The organism is Megalodesulfovibrio paquesii (assembly GCF_054653055.1).
Map to the genome: position 1 here is coordinate 1,284,945 of NZ_BAAIGQ010000005.1, position 16,236 is coordinate 1,301,180.

The 16,236-nt window shown below is 62.8% G+C and carries 16 protein-coding genes; all 16 read left to right on the top strand.

Translation table 11 applies throughout. The features are described 5' to 3' along the window. Positions 1 to 11 precede the first annotated feature (11 nt). Entirely contained in the window at positions 12 to 1,922 is a 1,911-nt protein-coding gene (locus tag ACYQ00_RS12425; protein WP_460032418.1) for a heme lyase CcmF/NrfE family subunit, read from the top strand. Next, on the top strand, positions 1,919 to 2,602 hold the full coding sequence (gene ccmA, locus ACYQ00_RS12430) for a heme ABC exporter ATP-binding protein CcmA (RefSeq protein WP_460032419.1): 684 nt from the start codon (positions 1,919 to 1,921) through the stop codon (positions 2,600 to 2,602). Before ACYQ00_RS12425 ends, ccmA begins: the two co-directional genes overlap by 4 nt. Then, complete coding sequence (locus tag ACYQ00_RS12435; RefSeq protein ID WP_460032420.1) at positions 2,596 to 3,270, top strand: heme exporter protein CcmB; 675 nt, start codon at positions 2,596 to 2,598, stop codon at positions 3,268 to 3,270. Before ccmA ends, ACYQ00_RS12435 begins: the two co-directional genes overlap by 7 nt. Next, entirely contained in the window at positions 3,267 to 3,944 is a 678-nt protein-coding gene (locus tag ACYQ00_RS12440) for a cytochrome c biogenesis protein (RefSeq protein WP_460032421.1), read from the top strand. Before ACYQ00_RS12435 ends, ACYQ00_RS12440 begins: the two co-directional genes overlap by 4 nt. A gap of 31 nt (positions 3,945 to 3,975) precedes the next feature. After that, entirely contained in the window at positions 3,976 to 4,119 is a 144-nt protein-coding gene (locus tag ACYQ00_RS12445) for a CcmD family protein (protein ID WP_460032422.1), read from the top strand. Beyond that, on the top strand, positions 4,103 to 4,927 hold the full coding sequence (locus ACYQ00_RS12450) for a tetratricopeptide repeat protein (RefSeq protein WP_460032423.1): 825 nt from the start codon (positions 4,103 to 4,105) through the stop codon (positions 4,925 to 4,927). Before ACYQ00_RS12445 ends, ACYQ00_RS12450 begins: the two co-directional genes overlap by 17 nt. Before the next feature lie 160 nt (positions 4,928 to 5,087). Continuing rightward, positions 5,088 to 6,248, top strand: coding sequence for an ABC transporter substrate-binding protein (locus ACYQ00_RS12455; RefSeq protein WP_460032424.1), 1,161 nt, complete (start codon positions 5,088 to 5,090; stop codon positions 6,246 to 6,248). A gap of 129 nt (positions 6,249 to 6,377) precedes the next feature. Further along, positions 6,378 to 7,265: a branched-chain amino acid ABC transporter permease gene (locus ACYQ00_RS12460; RefSeq protein WP_460032425.1), complete on the top strand. Its 888-nt coding sequence runs from the start codon at positions 6,378 to 6,380 to the stop codon at positions 7,263 to 7,265. A 3-nt stretch (positions 7,266 to 7,268) separates the two neighbouring features. Further along, complete coding sequence (locus ACYQ00_RS12465) at positions 7,269 to 8,294, top strand: branched-chain amino acid ABC transporter permease (RefSeq protein WP_460032426.1); 1,026 nt, start codon at positions 7,269 to 7,271, stop codon at positions 8,292 to 8,294. Then, positions 8,291 to 9,097: an ABC transporter ATP-binding protein gene (locus ACYQ00_RS12470; RefSeq protein WP_460032427.1), complete on the top strand. Its 807-nt coding sequence runs from the start codon at positions 8,291 to 8,293 to the stop codon at positions 9,095 to 9,097. The genes ACYQ00_RS12465 and ACYQ00_RS12470 overlap by 4 nt, the downstream gene beginning before the upstream one ends. A gap of 10 nt (positions 9,098 to 9,107) precedes the next feature. Continuing rightward, a complete protein-coding gene (locus tag ACYQ00_RS12475; protein WP_460032536.1) occupies positions 9,108 to 9,815 on the top strand; it encodes an ABC transporter ATP-binding protein in 708 nt (235 codons plus the stop codon). Between the two features lie 25 nt (positions 9,816 to 9,840). Continuing rightward, on the top strand, positions 9,841 to 11,304 hold the full coding sequence (gene guaB / locus ACYQ00_RS12480; protein WP_460032428.1) for an IMP dehydrogenase: 1,464 nt from the start codon (positions 9,841 to 9,843) through the stop codon (positions 11,302 to 11,304). Between the two features lie 156 nt (positions 11,305 to 11,460). Next, entirely contained in the window at positions 11,461 to 13,011 is a 1,551-nt protein-coding gene (gene guaA / locus ACYQ00_RS12485) for a glutamine-hydrolyzing GMP synthase (protein WP_460032429.1), read from the top strand. 37 nt (positions 13,012 to 13,048) lie between these two features. Beyond that, positions 13,049 to 13,438, top strand: coding sequence for a TatA/E family twin arginine-targeting protein translocase (locus ACYQ00_RS12490; RefSeq protein WP_460032430.1), 390 nt, complete (start codon positions 13,049 to 13,051; stop codon positions 13,436 to 13,438). A 398-nt stretch (positions 13,439 to 13,836) separates the two neighbouring features. Continuing rightward, positions 13,837 to 14,634 carry a twin-arginine translocase subunit TatC gene (tatC, locus tag ACYQ00_RS12495; protein WP_460032537.1) on the top strand — a complete coding sequence of 266 codons (798 nt, stop codon included), beginning with the start codon at positions 13,837 to 13,839 and terminating at the stop codon, positions 14,632 to 14,634. A 204-nt stretch (positions 14,635 to 14,838) separates the two neighbouring features. After that, on the top strand, positions 14,839 to 16,209 hold the full coding sequence (locus ACYQ00_RS12500; protein ID WP_460032431.1) for an ATP-dependent 6-phosphofructokinase: 1,371 nt from the start codon (positions 14,839 to 14,841) through the stop codon (positions 16,207 to 16,209). Positions 16,210 to 16,236: the final 27 nt, after the last annotated feature.

Below are 16,236 nucleotides of genomic sequence, written 5' to 3' on the forward strand. Positions count from 1 at the left end.
GGTGGTGACACATGCATCTGCTTGGCTACTGGACGCAGCTGGCGTGCCTGCTGCTGACCCTGGGGCTCTCTGCATACGCCCTCATCCTGTGCTGGAACAATGACCTGCGCTGCCCCTCCTGGCTGGAGCGGGGTCATCTGCTGGCATCTGCCCTGCTGACCCTGGGCGGGGGCGTCCTGTTGGCCGCCCTGGTGGAGCGGGACTATTCCTTTGCCCTGGTGGCGGACTACACGGACGACTTCCTGCCACTATTTTACCGCATCACGGCCTTCTGGGCCGGGCAGGCGGGTTCGCTCTACTTCTGGGCCTGGATGACGGCACTCTTCTGCCTGATCTTCCAGATCACCCCGGCGTACGCCCGCCTTTCCCAGAATTCAAAGTTGCATTTCTGGCTCTTCCATCACGGCGTGATGGCTTTCTTTCTGCTGTTGCTCACCAGTTACAGCAATCCCTTTACCGAGGTCATTCCCGCCCCGCACGATGGCAACGGGCTGAACCCGCTGCTGCAGAATCCGGGCATGATTTTCCATCCGCCCCTGCTCTTCCTGGGCTACGCGGGCTTTACCATTCCCGCCTGTCTGGCCCTGGGGCAGACCCTGGCCGGCGAGTTCGGCCGGACCGGGCATTGGACCCTCGTGGGCCGGCCCTATGCCGTGAGCGCCTGGGTCTTCCTGACGGCCGGCATTATTCTCGGCGGTTGGTGGAGCTACATGGAACTCGGCTGGGGTGGATACTGGGCCTGGGATCCGGTGGAAAACGCCTCGCTCATCCCCTGGTTTGCCGGCACGGCCGTGCTGCACACCACGGTGCTGCAAAGCCGCCGCGGCGTGCTGCCCAGGGCCAACGTGTTCCTCATCGGCCTGACCCTGGTGACCTGCTTCTTTGCCACCTATCTCGTCCGTTCCGGGGTGGTGGAGAGCCTGCACGCCTTTGGCAAGGCTCCCATCGGCGTGCCGCTCCTGCTGTTCATGATTGCCACAACCATCTTCATGCCCGTGGTCATCGCCGCGGGCTACGGGAACAATCCCGCCGGCCAGGGACGGGAGCTTGCCGGGCTGGCCAGCCGGGAAGGCATGCTCATCCTGGCTGTCTGGGCGCTGCTGGCCCTGGGGCTGGTGGTGCTCCTGGGCACCATGTGGCCGGTGATCTCCAAGCTGTGGAGCGCCAACACCGTGGGTTTGGATCAGACATTCTACAACAAGGTCTGCATGCCGTTCTTTGTGATCATCGCCCTGCTGCTATCTGTCTGCCCCTGGATTTCCTGGCAGGGCGGCGTGGGCAAGGCCAGGCATCTGGCCCTGGTGGGTGCGACCTTCGCCGGCCTGCTGGTGCTGTTCTATGTGCTGGGCTATACCAAGCCCGTGGCCCTGGTGGGCGCAGCGGCGGGCGGGGCCTGCCTGCTCTCCCTACCTCTGTTGCTGGTCACGGACAAGGCCGCGCGCAAGCTCCCGGCCTCCCTGGCCGCGCATCTGGTGCACATCGGCCTGGCCATGATGGTGGTGGGCGTGGCCTTCTCCGGCCCCTATCAGGAAGAGCGTCAGGTGGTGCTCAAACCAGGAGAAACCACCGAAGTGGCCGGCTTTACCTTCAAATATGAAGGCCTGCGCGAGTTCCGCACCGATGCCATGGCCGCCCTGGAAGCGACCATCATCGTCGAGCAGGATGGCAAACTGGCCGGCTCGCTCCTGCCGCAGCGTCGAATTTATCAAAAGTTCCCCAATGCCTATGCCGAGGCCAGCACCATCTTCTCCCTGGGCACCGAGGTGTACGCCACGCTGCTCGGCGCGCAGGAAGACCACACGGCCTCCTTCACCCTGAGCGCGCATCCGCTGGTGAACTGGTTGTGGATAGGCGGGACGATCATGTGTCTGGCCCCCTTCTGGGGCATCTTCCGCGGCAAAAACCGCGGGGAGCAGGCGTGAGTTCTTCCGCGTCCGGCGAAGCCCGTCAGCTGGCTTCCGCCAGGGGCCTGGGCAAGTTTTACGGCCCGCGTCTGGTCTTCAAGGACGTGCAATTCAGCGTCCGGGGCGGGGAGTGCCTGCTCCTGGCCGGACCCAACGGGGCGGGCAAGTCCACCCTGCTCAAGGTACTGGCCGGCCTGACACCGGCCGACGCCGGAACCTGCGAACTGGCCGTGGGGCATGACAAACTCGGCTTCCTCGGCCACGTGACCTGTATCTATCCGCAGATGAGCGGTCTGGAGAATCTGCGGTTCTGGGCCAAGGTCCACGGCCTTGCCCTGACAGATGACACCCTGCGCCAGCGGCTGGCCGCAGTGAACCTGCAGGATGCCGCAGACGAGCGCGCCGGGACCTACTCCCGCGGCATGGCCCAGCGGCTGAATCTGGCGCGGGTATTCCTCAACACGCCGGAATTGCTTCTGTTGGATGAACCGGGGACGGGATTGGATGTGGCCTCCACGGCGCTCTTGACCAGATCCATCCGCCAGGCCCGGGAGCGCGGGGCCGGGGTGATCTGGATCAGCCATCATCTGGAGCGAGACCTGGCCGAGGCCGACGCCGTGCTGGCCCTTTCCGGCCGCGGCGCCCCGGCGTATTATGGCCCGGCCACGGGGTACACGCCGGAGGTCTGCACGTGCTGAAGCCGGCCCTGATCATCGCGCAGAAGGATCTGCGCCTTCTGGCTGGCCGGTCCAGCGGGCTGGTGCAGGCCGTGCTGCTGGGGCTGGTGCTGCTCTTCCTGTTCAGTCTGGCCCAGGCGCCGGGGCAGAAGCTGCCCCCGCAAAGCGCGGCGGCGGTGTTCTGGATGGCTTCCTTATTCTGCGAGATTCTGGTGGTTAACGCGCTCTTTTTTGTGGAAGAAGCCCAGGGTGCCCGGCTGGCGCTGAGCCTCTCGCCCATGCCGGTCCAGGCCATCTGGCTGGGCAAGGTGCTGGCCAGTCTGGTGTTGCTGCTGCTGGCGCAGTGTCTGTTCCTGCCGGCCAGTGTGGCTTTTCTGGGGCAGTCCTTCAGCGGCGAGGTGCTGCCGGCACTGGGCATGACCCTTTTGGCGGACTGGGGGCTGGTGGTGCTGGGGGCTCTGTTGGGAGCGCTCTCCCAGGGGCAGGCGGCGCGGGAATCCTTGCTCTCCGTGGTGCTTTTTCCGTTGCTGCTGCCACTGCTCCTGGCCGCAGTGCGGGGCCTGACCCTGGCCCTGGGCGGCCCGCCCGAGGAGCTGGACAACTGGTTCATGACCGCCGGCGCCTTTGATCTGATGTTCACGGCCGCAGCGTTGCTGCTGTTTCCCTTTGTGTATGGAGGAGATGCATGACCCTGCCCATTCCCGCACTGGCCTGCATCGCCGGCCTGGCCATGGCCGCCTCGCAGTGGCTCATCTGGGTGTATGCGCCCGTGGAAGCCACCCTTGGGCCGGTGCAGAAGATTTTTTACGTGCACATGCCCCTGGCCGGGTGGTCCATGCTGAGCTTTGCCGTTACCTTTGTGGCCAGCATATTGTATTTGATGAAGAAAAATCTTCGGTACGACCTGCTGGCCGGAGCCTCCGCCGAGCTGGGCGTGCTCTTCAGCGGGCTGGCGCTTATTACCGGCTCCATCTGGGGGCGCATCTCCTGGAACGTCTGGTGGACCTGGGATCCGCGGCTGACCACAACGCTGATCATGTGGTTCATCTATGCCGCCTACCTGCTGGTGCGAGGGCTGGAGATGCCCCGGGCCCGCAAGGCCACCGTGGCCGCGGTGCTGGGGGTGGTGGCCTTTCTGGACGTGCCCCTGGTGTTTCTTTCCGCGCGGTTGTGGCGCTCGGTGCATCCGGCCGTCTTTGCCTCCAAGGAAGGCGGGCTGACCAGCGAGATGACCACCACGGTGCTCGTCTGCGTGGCTGCGTGGTTCTTCGTCTGGCTGTGCCTGCTGGAAATGCGGCGGCAGCTGCTGCGGCAGCAGGAACGCCTCCTGACACTGCAACAAACCATGAGTGCGCAACGCTGACGCCTGCGCGCCCAACGTCGAGGACTGAATCATGGACGCCCAATCCGCCCTCCTGATCGCCAACGCCCTGGTGTGGCTTGGCATTGCCGGGTACATCGCCTTTCTGGCCGGACGGCAGCGCGTGCTGTCGCAACGTATTGCGCGTATGGAGCAACTGCATGGCCCGGAAAAATAATCCCAAGCCCTCCGCATCCCCTCAATCTGCTCCTGTTGCCCCCATGCGGGTGCTGGCCCTGGGCGGAATGGGGTTGTTCATCATTGCCATCTTCCTGGGATCCTTCCTTTCCCGCATGTCTCAGGACACACGCTTCGAGGATCGGCGGCCCCAGAGCGGCATGGGCGGTATGGGCTCCATGGGCCAGACCGGCCAAATGCCTCCAGGCCAAATGCCTTCGGGCGAGGCCATGCCCCCGGCCATGGCCGAAGCGATGAAAAAGGCTCAGGAAAGCGGCCAGGCCATGCCACAGCAAACCCCGCAGGGCATGCCCGGCCAGGCCATGGCTGGCTTGGATCCCCAGGCCATTGGCCGCGTGGGCGCGCTCATGCGACAGATGCAGACCGAGCCCAACAACGCCACCCTGCTGGCCATGCTGGCTGACGAGTTCATGCACGTGAACGACTGGGACGCCTCCATCAGCTTCCTGAACCGCGCCCTGGTCATCGAGCCATCCAACGCCCGGGTGATGGGCCTGCTGGGCATCAGCCATTTCAACAGCAAACAATACGAGACCGCAGCCCAGTATTTTGAAACCCTGCTCACCGTGGAGCCGGACAACGCCGGGGCGCATTACAATCTGGGCATGATCTACACCCGTTTCCTGAACAAACCCGAGGAAGGCAGGCGCAAGCTCGAAGCCCTGCTCAAGCTGCCCACAGCCTCGGACCAGCTGCGCCAGGAGGCACAGCAGCTGTTGCACACCCCGCCGGCCCCCTCTGAAAGCGGCAGTCCGGCGGCTGGAGCCGGCAACGCCAGCAGCTCGTGAAAAATCCCACCTTCGGCATCGTATTGACGAGAGCTTGGGGGCATGGCATGAAAAAATCTTCATGCCAATGGCAGATGTTGCATTTGTGTGATCTTTTCATGCCGTGCATGGTGCACGGGCATGGTACGCTTGATTCACTCACTTTTTCCGAGGAGGACGTATGCGTTCGTTGAAACTGGCACGCTTGGCCGTGCTTGCGTCGTTCCTGGTGCTGGGCGCAGCTGGCGCAGCCACGGCTGAAGACACCATCAAAATCGCCGTGCCCTCCCCCTTCACCGGCGCTGCCGCCGGCTACGGCGACAACGTCAAGGCCGGTGTTGAAATGAAGCTGGCGGAAATCAACGCCGCCGGTGGCATCAATGGCAAGAAGGTCGAAGCCGAATTCCTCGACGAGCAGTGCGATCCCAAGGAAGCCGCCACAGTGGCCACCAAGATCACCCAGAACGACGCCATCCTGGGCATCGTGGGCCATCTTTGCTCCTCCGCCCATCTGGCCGCCCTGCCCAACTATGTGAAGAAGGGCGTGGTCGCCATCTCCCCCACCGCCACCAACGTCACCATTTCGGAAAAGAACAAGGACAAGAGCGGCAAGGCCTGGAGCTATCGCGTGGTGTATCGCGATGACTTCCAGGGCGCCTTCCTGGCCCGGTACGCCTCCAAGGTGCTGGGACTCAAAGCCATTGCCGTGTTCTATGAAAACAACGACTACGGCATCGGTCTGAAGAACGCCTTTGTGGCCGAAGCCAAGAAGATCGGCCTCGCCGTGGTTGGCGAAGAAGGCTACATGAAAGGCGCTTCCGACTTCACGCCCCAGCTGACCGCCCTGAAGAGCAAGAATCCCGACGGCCTCTTCATCTCCGGCTACTACAACGAAGGCGCACTGATCGCCACCCAGGCCAAGAAGCTGGGCATGAACGTGGCCAAGTTCGGCGCCGACGGCCTGGATAACGCCGACTACATCAAGCTGGCCGGCGACGCTGCCGAGAATACCTACCTGACCGTGCCCTTCCTGGCCGAATCCGCCAGCGCCGACGCCCAGGCCTTCCTCAAGCAGTTTGCCGATACCTACAAGCGTGAATCCGACTGGATGAGCGCCAACGCCTTTGACGCTACCGGCCTGCTGCTGCAGGCCATCAAGACCGCCGGCCCTGACCGCGCCAAGATCCGCGACGCCGTGGCCGCCATGAGCAGCCCCGAAAACGGCTACAAGGGCATCACCGGCGTGACCTACTTCGACGCTGAGGGCGACTGCCTGAAGAACGCCTTCGTCAAGGTGGTCAAGGGCGGCAGCTTTGCCCCCGCGGACAAGCAGATGGAATAACAGAGGCCCAGCCGAGAGCATGAGCCTCCAGGAGACAGGCTGGGCCGGCGCAAGAGGTCCAGCCTGTTTCCATTCCTGGCAAGAACCACTTTTCTTCAACAATCCTTTAGCGTTTCCCAGGCGGTCGCCGTGCTAGAGCAACAACTCGTCAACGGGCTGACTCTCGGGGTCATCTACGCCCTCATCGCCGTCGGCTACACCATGGTGTACGGCGTCATCGAACTGATCAACTTCGCCCACGGCGAGGTGTACATGATCGGGGCGTTTCTGTGTGTGACCTTCATCACGGCCTTGGGCCTTCCTTTTTATGTCTCCATGCTCATGGCCATGGTCTGCGCCGCGGGCATTGGGGTGACCATCGATCGCATCGCGTACAAGCCGTTACGAAGTTCGCCGCGGCTGGCGGTACTCATCACCGCCATCGGCATGTCCATTTTCCTGCAGAATTTGGCCATGATCATCTGGGGCAGCCGGCCCGTGCCCTTCCCCCAGGATGCAGTGCCCGGGTACTTGAAGCTCACGGCCATTGAGTTCAGCGGCGTGCACCTCTCCTGGCTGCAGCTGTTCATCTTTGCCGTCACCTTCGGCATGATGCTGCTGCTGTACGTGATCATCAACCACACCCGCATGGGCACGGCCATGCGCGCCCTGGCGCAAAACCGCACCTGCAGCCAGCTCATGGGCGTGAACGTGAACCGGGTCATCGCCTTTACCTTCGCCCTGGGGTCCTCCATGGGCGCGGTGGCCGGGGTGCTGGTTTCGGTGTATTACAACACCCTTTCGCCCACCATGGGGTACGTGGCCGGGGTCAAGGCCTTTGCCGCGGCCGTGCTGGGCGGCATCGGCTCCGTGCCGGGCGCCATGTTCGGGGGGATTGTGTTGGGTATCGCCGAGGCGCTGGGTGCAGGCTACGTCTCCTCGCTGTACCGCGATGGAGTGGCCTACGCCGTGCTCATCGCGGTGATCATTTTCCGCCCCTCCGGCCTGCTGGGCAAGGCCCTGGTGGAAAAGGCCTAAGCCATGAAGAAATTCCTGCTTCCCGTGTTCGTGGCTGCGGCCCTGGTGTTCCCTTTGCTGCCCTTTGCCAACGACTACGTACTGCACGTGGTGACCCTGGTAATGGTGTACATGGTCCTGGCCATGGGCCTGAACGTGCTCCCCGGCTTCTGCGGCCTGCTGGACCTGGGTTTCGTTGGCTTCTACGGTGTGGGTGCATACACGGCAGGCCTCCTGACCGTGCATTACGGCATCAGCCTGTGGATCATGGTCCCGGCAGCCATTCTCAACGGGGCGCTCTGGGGCATCGTCCTTGGCGCGCCAACCCTCCGGCTTTCGGGTGATTACTTCGCCATCGTGACCTTCGGCTTTGCGGAACTGGTGGTGCTGTTCCTGACCAACGAGATCTGGCTGACCCGCGGCCCCCTGGGTTTGCCGGGCATCGATCCGGTAAGCATCGACCTTTCCTTCCTCAACGAGCACTGGTTCTATGAGTTTGAGGGCGAGCGGCCGTATTTCTACCTGGGTCTGGGCATGCTGGCCCTGGTGTATGTGGTCATGCGCCGGCTGGAGGATTCCCGCCTGGGCCGGGCCTGGCTGTCCATCCGCGAGGATCAGCTGGCCGCTTCCAGCTGCGGGGTGAACATTTACGCCTACAAGATCATCGCCTTCGGCATCTCGGCCGGGGTGGGCGCGCTGGCCGGGTGCTTCTTTGCCCGCTGGACGCTTTTCCTTTCGCCGGATATGTTCAAGTTCTGGGAATCATTCCTTATCCTGTGCATGGTGGTCCTTGGCGGGCTGGGGAACATCCACGGCGCCATGGTCGGCGCGGCCATCCTCATTGCCCTGGGCGAAGTGCTGCGCGTGGTGCTGCCCGGGCTGGGGCTGCCAAACGAAGCCCGCTTCCTTGTGTATGGATTGATCATGATCTGCATCATGCGTTTCAAACCCACCGGCTTCTTCCCCAAGATCGCCGCCGCCGGGGAGTCCAACCCGTTGATTAAAAAACTGCGAGCGCAACTTGAACAGCAGGGAGGGGCCGCCCGATGAGCGCCACCGCCGCCAGCACCCCCCTGCTCAAAGTGGATCAGGTGTTCAAGCGCTTCGGCGGGCTGATGGCCCTGACCGACGTCAGCTTCGACATCATGCCCGGCAAGATTCAGGGCCTCATCGGCCCCAACGGCGCGGGCAAGACGACCATCTTCAACTGCATCACCGGCGTGTACAAGCCCACGCAAGGCACAATCACCCTCGCCAGGCCAAACAGTCCGGCACTGTGCATCAATGGCAAAAAGCCGGACAAGGTCGTGGCCCTGGGCATCGCCAGGACCTTCCAGAATATCCGCCTCTTTTCCTCCCTCTCCGTGTTGGACAACGTGCGCATTGGCCGGCATTGCCGCACCTCCTCCAATCTGGTGGGCGCCGTGCTGCGGCTGGGATCCCAAAAACGTGAGGAAGCAAAGATCATTGACGCCAGCATGAAGTGGCTCAAGTTCGTGGGCCTGGAGCGCCACGCCCTTGCCCCGGCCTCCTCCCTCTCCTATGGCGACCAGCGTCGCCTGGAAATTGCCCGCGCCCTGGCCACGGACCCGGCCCTGCTTCTGCTCGACGAGCCCGCCGCCGGCATGAACCCACGCGAAACGGCCGACTTGGATCAGCTGATCCACGCCATTCTTGGCGAGGGCGTCACCGTCCTGCTCATTGAACATGATATGAAACTGGTGATGAAAATCTGCGAACAGCTCATCGTGCTGGACCACGGCGAACGCATCGCCTACGGCCCTCCAGCAGCCATCAAGGACGACCCCAAGGTCATCGAGGCCTATCTGGGCCGGGGGGCTGCCCATGCCTAATCCCACCCCCATGCTGACCCTGGACGGCATCCACACCTACTACGGCAGCATCCATGCCCTGAAAGGCATCTCCCTGGTGGTGAACCAGGGCGAAATCGTCACCCTCATCGGCGCCAACGGCGCCGGCAAATCCACCACCCTGATGACCCTGTGCGGCGTCATCCGGCCCAGGCAGGGCTCGGTGACCTTCAACGGCCAGGACATCACCCGGCTTTCCACCGAAAAAATCGTCCAGCTTGGCGTGACCCAGGTGCCCGAGGGTCGGATGATCTTCCCCCGGCTCACGGTGCTGGAAAACCTGCGCATGGGTGCGTACCTGCGCCGGGACACCGAAGAAATCAAAAATGACGAGGAAAAGGTCTTCGGCCTCTTTCCCCGGCTCAAGGAACGCCGCGCCCAGTACGGCGGCACCCTCTCCGGCGGCGAGCAGCAGATGCTGGCCATCGGCCGGGCCATCATGGCCCGCCCCTCCCTGCTGCTGCTGGACGAACCCTCCCTGGGGCTGGCGCCCATCGTGGTGGAAAACATTTTCGACGTCATCGTCAACATCAATCAAGCCGGCACCACCGTGCTCCTGGTGGAGCAAAACGCCCAGATGGCCCTGCACATCGCCCACCGCGGCTACGTGCTGACCACGGGCGAGGTGCACCTCACGGGCACCTCCCAGGAACTGCTGGCCAACCCCCAGGTCCGAGCCGCGTACCTGGGGCTGGAATAACCTTGCGCATACAGGACTTATGAGTATGGAAAAATCAATCGGACGCGGACTTACGTTCGACGACGTGTTGTTGCTCCCGGCCTATTCCGAGGTCACCCCCGATCTGGTGGACGTCTCCACCCGGCTCACCCCGACGATGACGCTGAACATCCCCCTCATCGCCGCCGCCATGGACACGGTGACTGAGTCGGCCATGGCCATCTCCATGGCCCGCCAGGGAGGCGTGGGGGTGATCCACAAGAACCTGCCCCTGGACCGCCAGCGCATTGAGGTGGAAAAGGTCAAGAAATCCGAGTCCGGCATGATTGTGGACCCGGTGACCATCCACCCCGAGGATACCGTGGGCTCGGCCCTGCGGACCATGAGCGAATACCGCATCTCCGGCCTGCCTGTGGTGGAGAATGACCAGCTCGTGGGCATCCTGACCAACCGCGATGTCCGCTTTGTCACGGACAACGACCTCCGGGTGCGCGAGGTCATGACCAGCCGCAAGCTCGTCACCGTGCCCGTGGGGACCACCCTGGAGCAGGCCAAGGCGCATCTGCACGAAAACCGCATCGAAAAACTCCTGGTGGTGGACGACAAAGGCCGGCTGCGCGGCCTGCTGACCATCAAGGACATCGAAAAAATCAAAAAATATCCCCACTCCTGCAAGGATGATCAGGGCCGCCTGCGTGTGGGCGCGGCCGTGGGCGTGGGCAAGGAGTCCCTGGAACGCGGGGACGTGATGCTCAAGGCCGGCGCAGACTTCCTGGTGGTGGACTCGGCCCACGGCCATTCCAGGAACGTGCTGGAAACCGTGCGCGAACTGCGGGCCACCTTCCCGGACGCCCAGATCATCGCCGGCAACGTCGGCACGTATGAAGGCGCGCGCGCCGTGCTGGAAGCCGGGGCGGACACGGTCAAGGTCGGCATCGGGCCTGGTTCCATCTGCACCACCCGCATCGTGGCCGGCATCGGCGTGCCGCAGGTGACGGCTGTCATGGAAGCCGCCCGCGCCGCCAAGGAGCTTGACCGCTGCGTCATTGCCGACGGCGGCATCAAGTTCTCCGGGGACGTGGTCAAGGCTCTGGCCGTGGGCGCGGATACGGTCATGGTCGGCTCCCTCTTTGCCGGCACTGACGAATCCCCAGGCGAGACCATCCTGTACCAGGGCCGCCGCTACAAGATTTACCGTGGCATGGGCTCCATCGACGCCATGGCCGAAGGCAGCAAGGACCGATACTTCCAGGAAAAGGCCGAGGCTTCCAAACTGGTGCCCGAAGGCATCGTCGGCCGCGTGCCCTACAAGGGCCCGGTCACCGAGGCGCTCTTCCAGCTCGTGGGCGGCCTGCGCTCCGGCATGGGCTACACCGGCTGCGCCACCGTGGCCGAGCTCAAGGAAAAGTCCCGCATGGTGGAAATCTCCCCGGCCGGTCTGCGCGAAAGCCACGTCCACGATGTCATCATCACCAAGGAAGCCCCCAACTACCGGGTGGAGCAATACTAAGGTTTGCGCCGGGGGAGCCTTGCCGGCAAGGCTCCCCCGCCCAGCCTTCCGTCCAGTCGCCAGATTTGAAAGAGGAAGCGCAAGGATGAGCCCCCTCATTCCCCCGGCTTCCTTACCGTCTTCATAGTTTCTACTTCTTCCTCACAGGGGAGCGCCATGCAGCTCGCGGAAAAAGTCATCATCATCGATTACGGGTCTCAGGTCACCCAGCTCATCGCCCGCCGCGTGCGCGAGGCCGGGGTCTATTCGGAAATTCATCCCTGCACCATTCCCCTGGCCGACTTGAAGGCACTGCAGCCCAACGCGCTTATCCTCTCCGGCGGCCCCTGCAGCGTTTCGGAAGAAGGCGCGCCCCAGCTTGATCCCGGTCTGGTGGATCTGGGCCTGCCCATTCTGGGCATCTGCTACGGCATGCAGCTGTTGGCCAAGGAGCTGGGCGGCAAGGTGGAACGCGCCAAGGAGCGTGAATACGGCCGCGCCCATCTGGCCATCGCCACGGCCTGCCCCCTCTGGGATGGCCTGCCGAACACCGCCGAGCAGACGGTCTGGATGAGCCACGGCGACCACGTGCTGGCGCCGCCTCCCGGCTTTGAGGTCATCGGCAGCACGGAGAAGGTCCAGGTGGCAGCCATGGCCGACCTGGGACGGAACATCTACGCCGTGCAGTTCCACCCCGAGGTGGCCCACACCGAACATGGCGAACAGATTCTGCACAACTTCCTGTTCAAGGTGGCCGGGCTCAAGGGCCAGTGGACCATGGGCTCCTTCATCGAAACCTGCATTGCGGACATGCAGGCCAAGATTGGCGAGACGGCCCAGGTGGTCTGCGGACTTTCCGGCGGCATCGACTCCACCGTGGCCGCCCTGTTGCTGCACAAGGCCATTGGCAAGCGGCTGCACTGCATCTTCGTGGATAACGGCCTCCTGCGCGCCGGTGAGCGCGAGGAAGTCATCGGCTTTCTGACCAAGCACTTCGACCTGAACCTGCACGCCGTGGATGCGCGGGATCTCTTTCTGGGCAAGCTGGAAGGCGTGACCGACCCCGAACAAAAGCGCAAAATCATCGGCTACACCTTTATTGAGGTGTTTGAACGCGAGGCCAAGGCCATCGAGAACGTGCAGTTTCTGGCCCAGGGCACGCTGTACCCCGATGTCATCGAGTCGGTCTCCTTCCGCGGCCCCTCGGCGGTGATCAAGAGCCACCACAACGTGGGTGGCCTGCCCGAACGCATGCAGCTCAAGCTGGTGGAGCCCCTGCGCGAACTCTTCAAGGACGAGGTCCGCAAGGTGGCGGTGCAGCTGGGCCTACCGGATTACATCACCTGGCGGCATCCCTTCCCCGGTCCGGGGCTGGCCATCCGGGTGATTGGTGAAATCACCGAGGAACGGCTGGAAATTCTGCGCCAGGCCGATGCCATCGTCCAGCAGGAGCTGCACGCCTCCGGCTGGTACCGGAAAATCTGGCAGGGCTTTGCCGTGCTCTTGCCGGTCAAGAGCGTAGGTGTTATGGGCGACGACCGAACCTATGAACACGTCTGCGCCCTGCGTCTGGTGGAAAGCGTGGACGCCATGACTGCGGACTGGGCCCGGGTGCCGCCCGAGATCCTGGCTCGCATGTCCAACAGAATCATCAATGAGGTCAAAGGGGTGAACCGCGTGGTTCTGGATATCTCCTCCAAGCCGCCGGCAACCATCGAGTGGGAATAACCCCCTTCCTTTTGACTCTCTTGACGGAGGTACCCGCATGTTCGGAATCGGTTCCACGGAACTCGTCGTCATTCTTGTCGTGGCCCTCATGGTGCTTGGGCCGCGCAAGCTCCCGGAAATCGCCAAAACCCTTGGCAAGGCCATGGGTGAATTCCGTCGCATGTCCTCCGATTTCCAGCGCACCATCGACACCGAATTGGATCGTGAAGAAAAACAGCGCCGCCGCGAGGATGAAGCCAAGCGGCAGACCCTGAAGAAGCAGCAGGAGGAAGACGCGCTGGCCAAGGCCGCCTCCAAGCCCACGGCAGCGGATCCGGCCGCCACACCCTCCATTGCCGCCACGCCCACTCCGGCCACGCCTGAAGTGGTGGATGTTGCAACGGCGTCGGCTTCTTCTGCGACGACGATCAAGGACTCCCAGGCATGAGCGAGGACATGAAAAAACCCGAGGACGCCACAGCGGCTTCGGAATCGAACACTTCTTCCGCCTCTGCCGGGGCTGACCCCACGAGCGCGTCGGAAGAAGCGCCCTCCACAGTTGCCGGCGCTGACGACGCGGCGGCTCCGACCGAAGAGGAATCCGTAACGGACGCCTCTTCGACGGCGGAAAACGACGCCTCGGCCACCAGTGATTCCGCAGCACCCGCCGCCTCCGGTACAGGAGGCGGCGACGATGCGCCGCGCCCGACGCCAGCGGCCGAGGCCTCTTCTGACGAGGTCCCCGCAAGGACCGCTGCCACGGATGAAGCTGCTCCGGAAGGAGCTGGCCCGAAAGAAGAGGACGAGGAAGAAGAAGAGGAGGCAGAGGAGGAAGAATCCGGTGCCATGGGCTTCTTTGACCACCTCGGCGAACTGCGCACGCGTCTGGTGCGCTGTTTTCTGGCCGCGCTCATCGGCTTTGGCATTTGCTACAGCTTTGCCGAGGATCTCTTCAAACTGCTCATGGACCCGCTGGTCAAGGTCTTCCCCCCCGGCGCGCACCTGATCTACACCTCACTCACGGAAGCCTTCTTCACATACATGACCGTGGCCGCCGTGGCAGGGGTGTTCATGGCCTCGCCGTACATCTTTTATCAGATCTGGTGCTTTGTGGCGCCCGGGCTGTATGATGAGGAACGCAAGGCGCTGCTGCCCATCGCCTTTTTCTCGGCTTTCTTTTTTGTGGCCGGGGCCCTCTTCGGCTACCACGTGGTCTTTCCCAACGCCTTTGACTTTTTGCTCAGCTACACCACGGACATCATCAAGCCCCTGCCCACCCTGGAGCAATACCTGAGTTTTTCCCTCCGGTTGCTCTTCGCTTTTGGCTTGATCTTCGAGATGCCCCTGTTCATTTACTTCCTGGCCCGCCTGGGTCTGGTCACGGCCAGCTGGATGCGCCGCAACCGTAAGTATGCCATTTTGGCTAACTTTATCATCGCGGCGGTGCTCACGCCCGGTCCGGACGTACTCTCCCAGCTGATGATGGCCGGCCCGCTTCTCGTGCTGTATGAAGTGTCTGTGTATGTGGCACTCATTTTCGGCCGCAAGAAGGAAGCGCCTGCCGAAGAGGAAGCCGAGGCCGACTCTCGTGATGATCTGGCCGATGACATGGCGCAGGACAAGAGCTCGACCGCTGGAGCATAGTCCTGGCACCACCATCGAAACGCCTTGCAAGGGGGAGCGCTGTTCCAGGCAACAGCCTCCCCCTTTTATTGTGGCATCCGGACAGGGCCTGGCTGGAATTTTCCTTTTCGGCCGGAGTTGTCACCGCCATGTCACTGGTTTTTCTCCGCCACCCATGCTAGCGTGCCAGACACTGGATTTCACCCTCAAGCCACCGTGAGCGTCATGCCAAGCAAGAAGAAAAACAAAACCGGTCAGGTCCTTGTCAGCAACGCCCACTTTGACACCACCGTGCAGACCCTTGGGGAAGCGAAGATCCCTTCGCATCTGACCCTGTGTCACTACACGGATGACGACTCCAAAATCATGTTGCAGATCACCAGCGAGCAGGTTGCAAACGTTGGTGACACCCCCACCTACTGCGAATTCGAGCTGGCCGGCCCTCGTCGGAACCTGTACTTTGACCCATCCAAGACCAAGTGCGCCATCGTCACCTGTGGCGGCCTGTGCCCTGGCATCAATGACGTCATCCGCGCCATCGTCATGGAAGCGCACCACCATTACAACATGGCGGCAACATTGGGTATCCGCTACGGACTCGAAGGCTTTATTCCCAAATACGGGCACGATGTTGTCGAACTCACGCCAGACAAGGTCGCCAGCGCCCACCATTTTGGCGGCACCCTCCTCGGCTCCTCCCGCGGGCCGCAAAGCGCCGAGGAGATTGTGGATGCCCTGGAGCGCATGAACATCTCCGCCCTGTTCCTTGTGGGGGGGGACGGTACCATGAAAGCCGCCAAGCGCATCAGCGACGAGGTGACCAGGCGCCGGGTGAAAATCAGCATCATCGGCATCCCCAAAACCATTGATAACGATATCAATTTTATCACCCACTCCTTCGGTTTCGACACGGCCGTGGAAAAGGCCACCGAAGCCATCGCCTGCGCGCACACCGAGGCCGCCTGCGCCATGAACGGCATCGGCATGGTCAAGCTCATGGGCCGCGAGTCCGGCTTCATCGCTGCGCAGGCCACCCTGGCCCTGAAGGAAGTGAACTTTGTGCTCATCCCGGAAACGCCCTTTGAGCTGCATGGCGAGGCCGGCCTGCTCAAGGAACTGGAAGGCCGCCTGCGCCGCCGCAGAAACGCCGTCATCGTCTGCGCGGAAGGGGCGGGGCAGCATCTCTTGCAGAATTCCGGCCAGGTGGACGCCTCCGGCAACCCCGTGCTGGGCGATATCTGCACCCTGCTGATCAAGGAAATCAAACAGTACTTCAAGGAAAAGGACATGCCCATCACCTTGAAGTTTATTGACCCCAGCTACATCATCCGTTCCGTTCCGGCCAATGCCAACGACCGGGTGTACTGCGGCTTTCTGGGGCAACATGCCGTGCATGCGGCCATGGCCGGCAAGACGGGCATGGTTGTTTCCAAGCTCCAGGACCGCTACGTGCACCTGCCCCTGGAATTGGTGACCATTGAACGCCGCCGCCTGAACATCACCTCGGACTACTGGCGCGCCGTGCTCGAATCCACGGGCCAGAACCCCACCCCCGGCGTGTTTGCCCCGGAAAATCAAAGCTGCGAAAAGCGTTAGGCACTTTGCGCACGTCCATCGGCCCAA

Bases quoted from the DNA above. Each gene is read 5' to 3' on its own strand.
- ACYQ00_RS12500 (WP_460032431.1), top strand. From the start codon at position 14,839: ATGCCAAGCAAGAAGAAAAACAAAACCGGTCAGGTCCTTGTCAGCAAC.
- ACYQ00_RS12450 (WP_460032423.1), top strand. From the start codon at position 4,103: ATGGCCCGGAAAAATAATCCCAAGCCCTCCGCATCCCCTCAATCTGCT.
- guaB (WP_460032428.1), top strand. From the start codon at position 9,841: ATGGAAAAATCAATCGGACGCGGACTTACGTTCGACGACGTGTTGTTG.
- ACYQ00_RS12490 (WP_460032430.1), top strand. From the start codon at position 13,049: ATGTTCGGAATCGGTTCCACGGAACTCGTCGTCATTCTTGTCGTGGCC.
- ACYQ00_RS12465 (WP_460032426.1), top strand. From the start codon at position 7,269: ATGAAGAAATTCCTGCTTCCCGTGTTCGTGGCTGCGGCCCTGGTGTTC.
- ACYQ00_RS12475 (WP_460032536.1), top strand. From the start codon at position 9,108: ATGCTGACCCTGGACGGCATCCACACCTACTACGGCAGCATCCATGCC.
- ACYQ00_RS12455 (WP_460032424.1), top strand. From the start codon at position 5,088: ATGCGTTCGTTGAAACTGGCACGCTTGGCCGTGCTTGCGTCGTTCCTG.
- ACYQ00_RS12440 (WP_460032421.1), top strand. From the start codon at position 3,267: ATGACCCTGCCCATTCCCGCACTGGCCTGCATCGCCGGCCTGGCCATG.
- ACYQ00_RS12445 (WP_460032422.1), top strand. From the start codon at position 3,976: ATGGACGCCCAATCCGCCCTCCTGATCGCCAACGCCCTGGTGTGGCTT.
- guaA (WP_460032429.1), top strand. From the start codon at position 11,461: ATGCAGCTCGCGGAAAAAGTCATCATCATCGATTACGGGTCTCAGGTC.
- ACYQ00_RS12470 (WP_460032427.1), top strand. From the start codon at position 8,291: ATGAGCGCCACCGCCGCCAGCACCCCCCTGCTCAAAGTGGATCAGGTG.
- ACYQ00_RS12425 (WP_460032418.1), top strand. From the start codon at position 12: ATGCATCTGCTTGGCTACTGGACGCAGCTGGCGTGCCTGCTGCTGACC.
- tatC (WP_460032537.1), top strand. From the start codon at position 13,837: ATGGGCTTCTTTGACCACCTCGGCGAACTGCGCACGCGTCTGGTGCGC.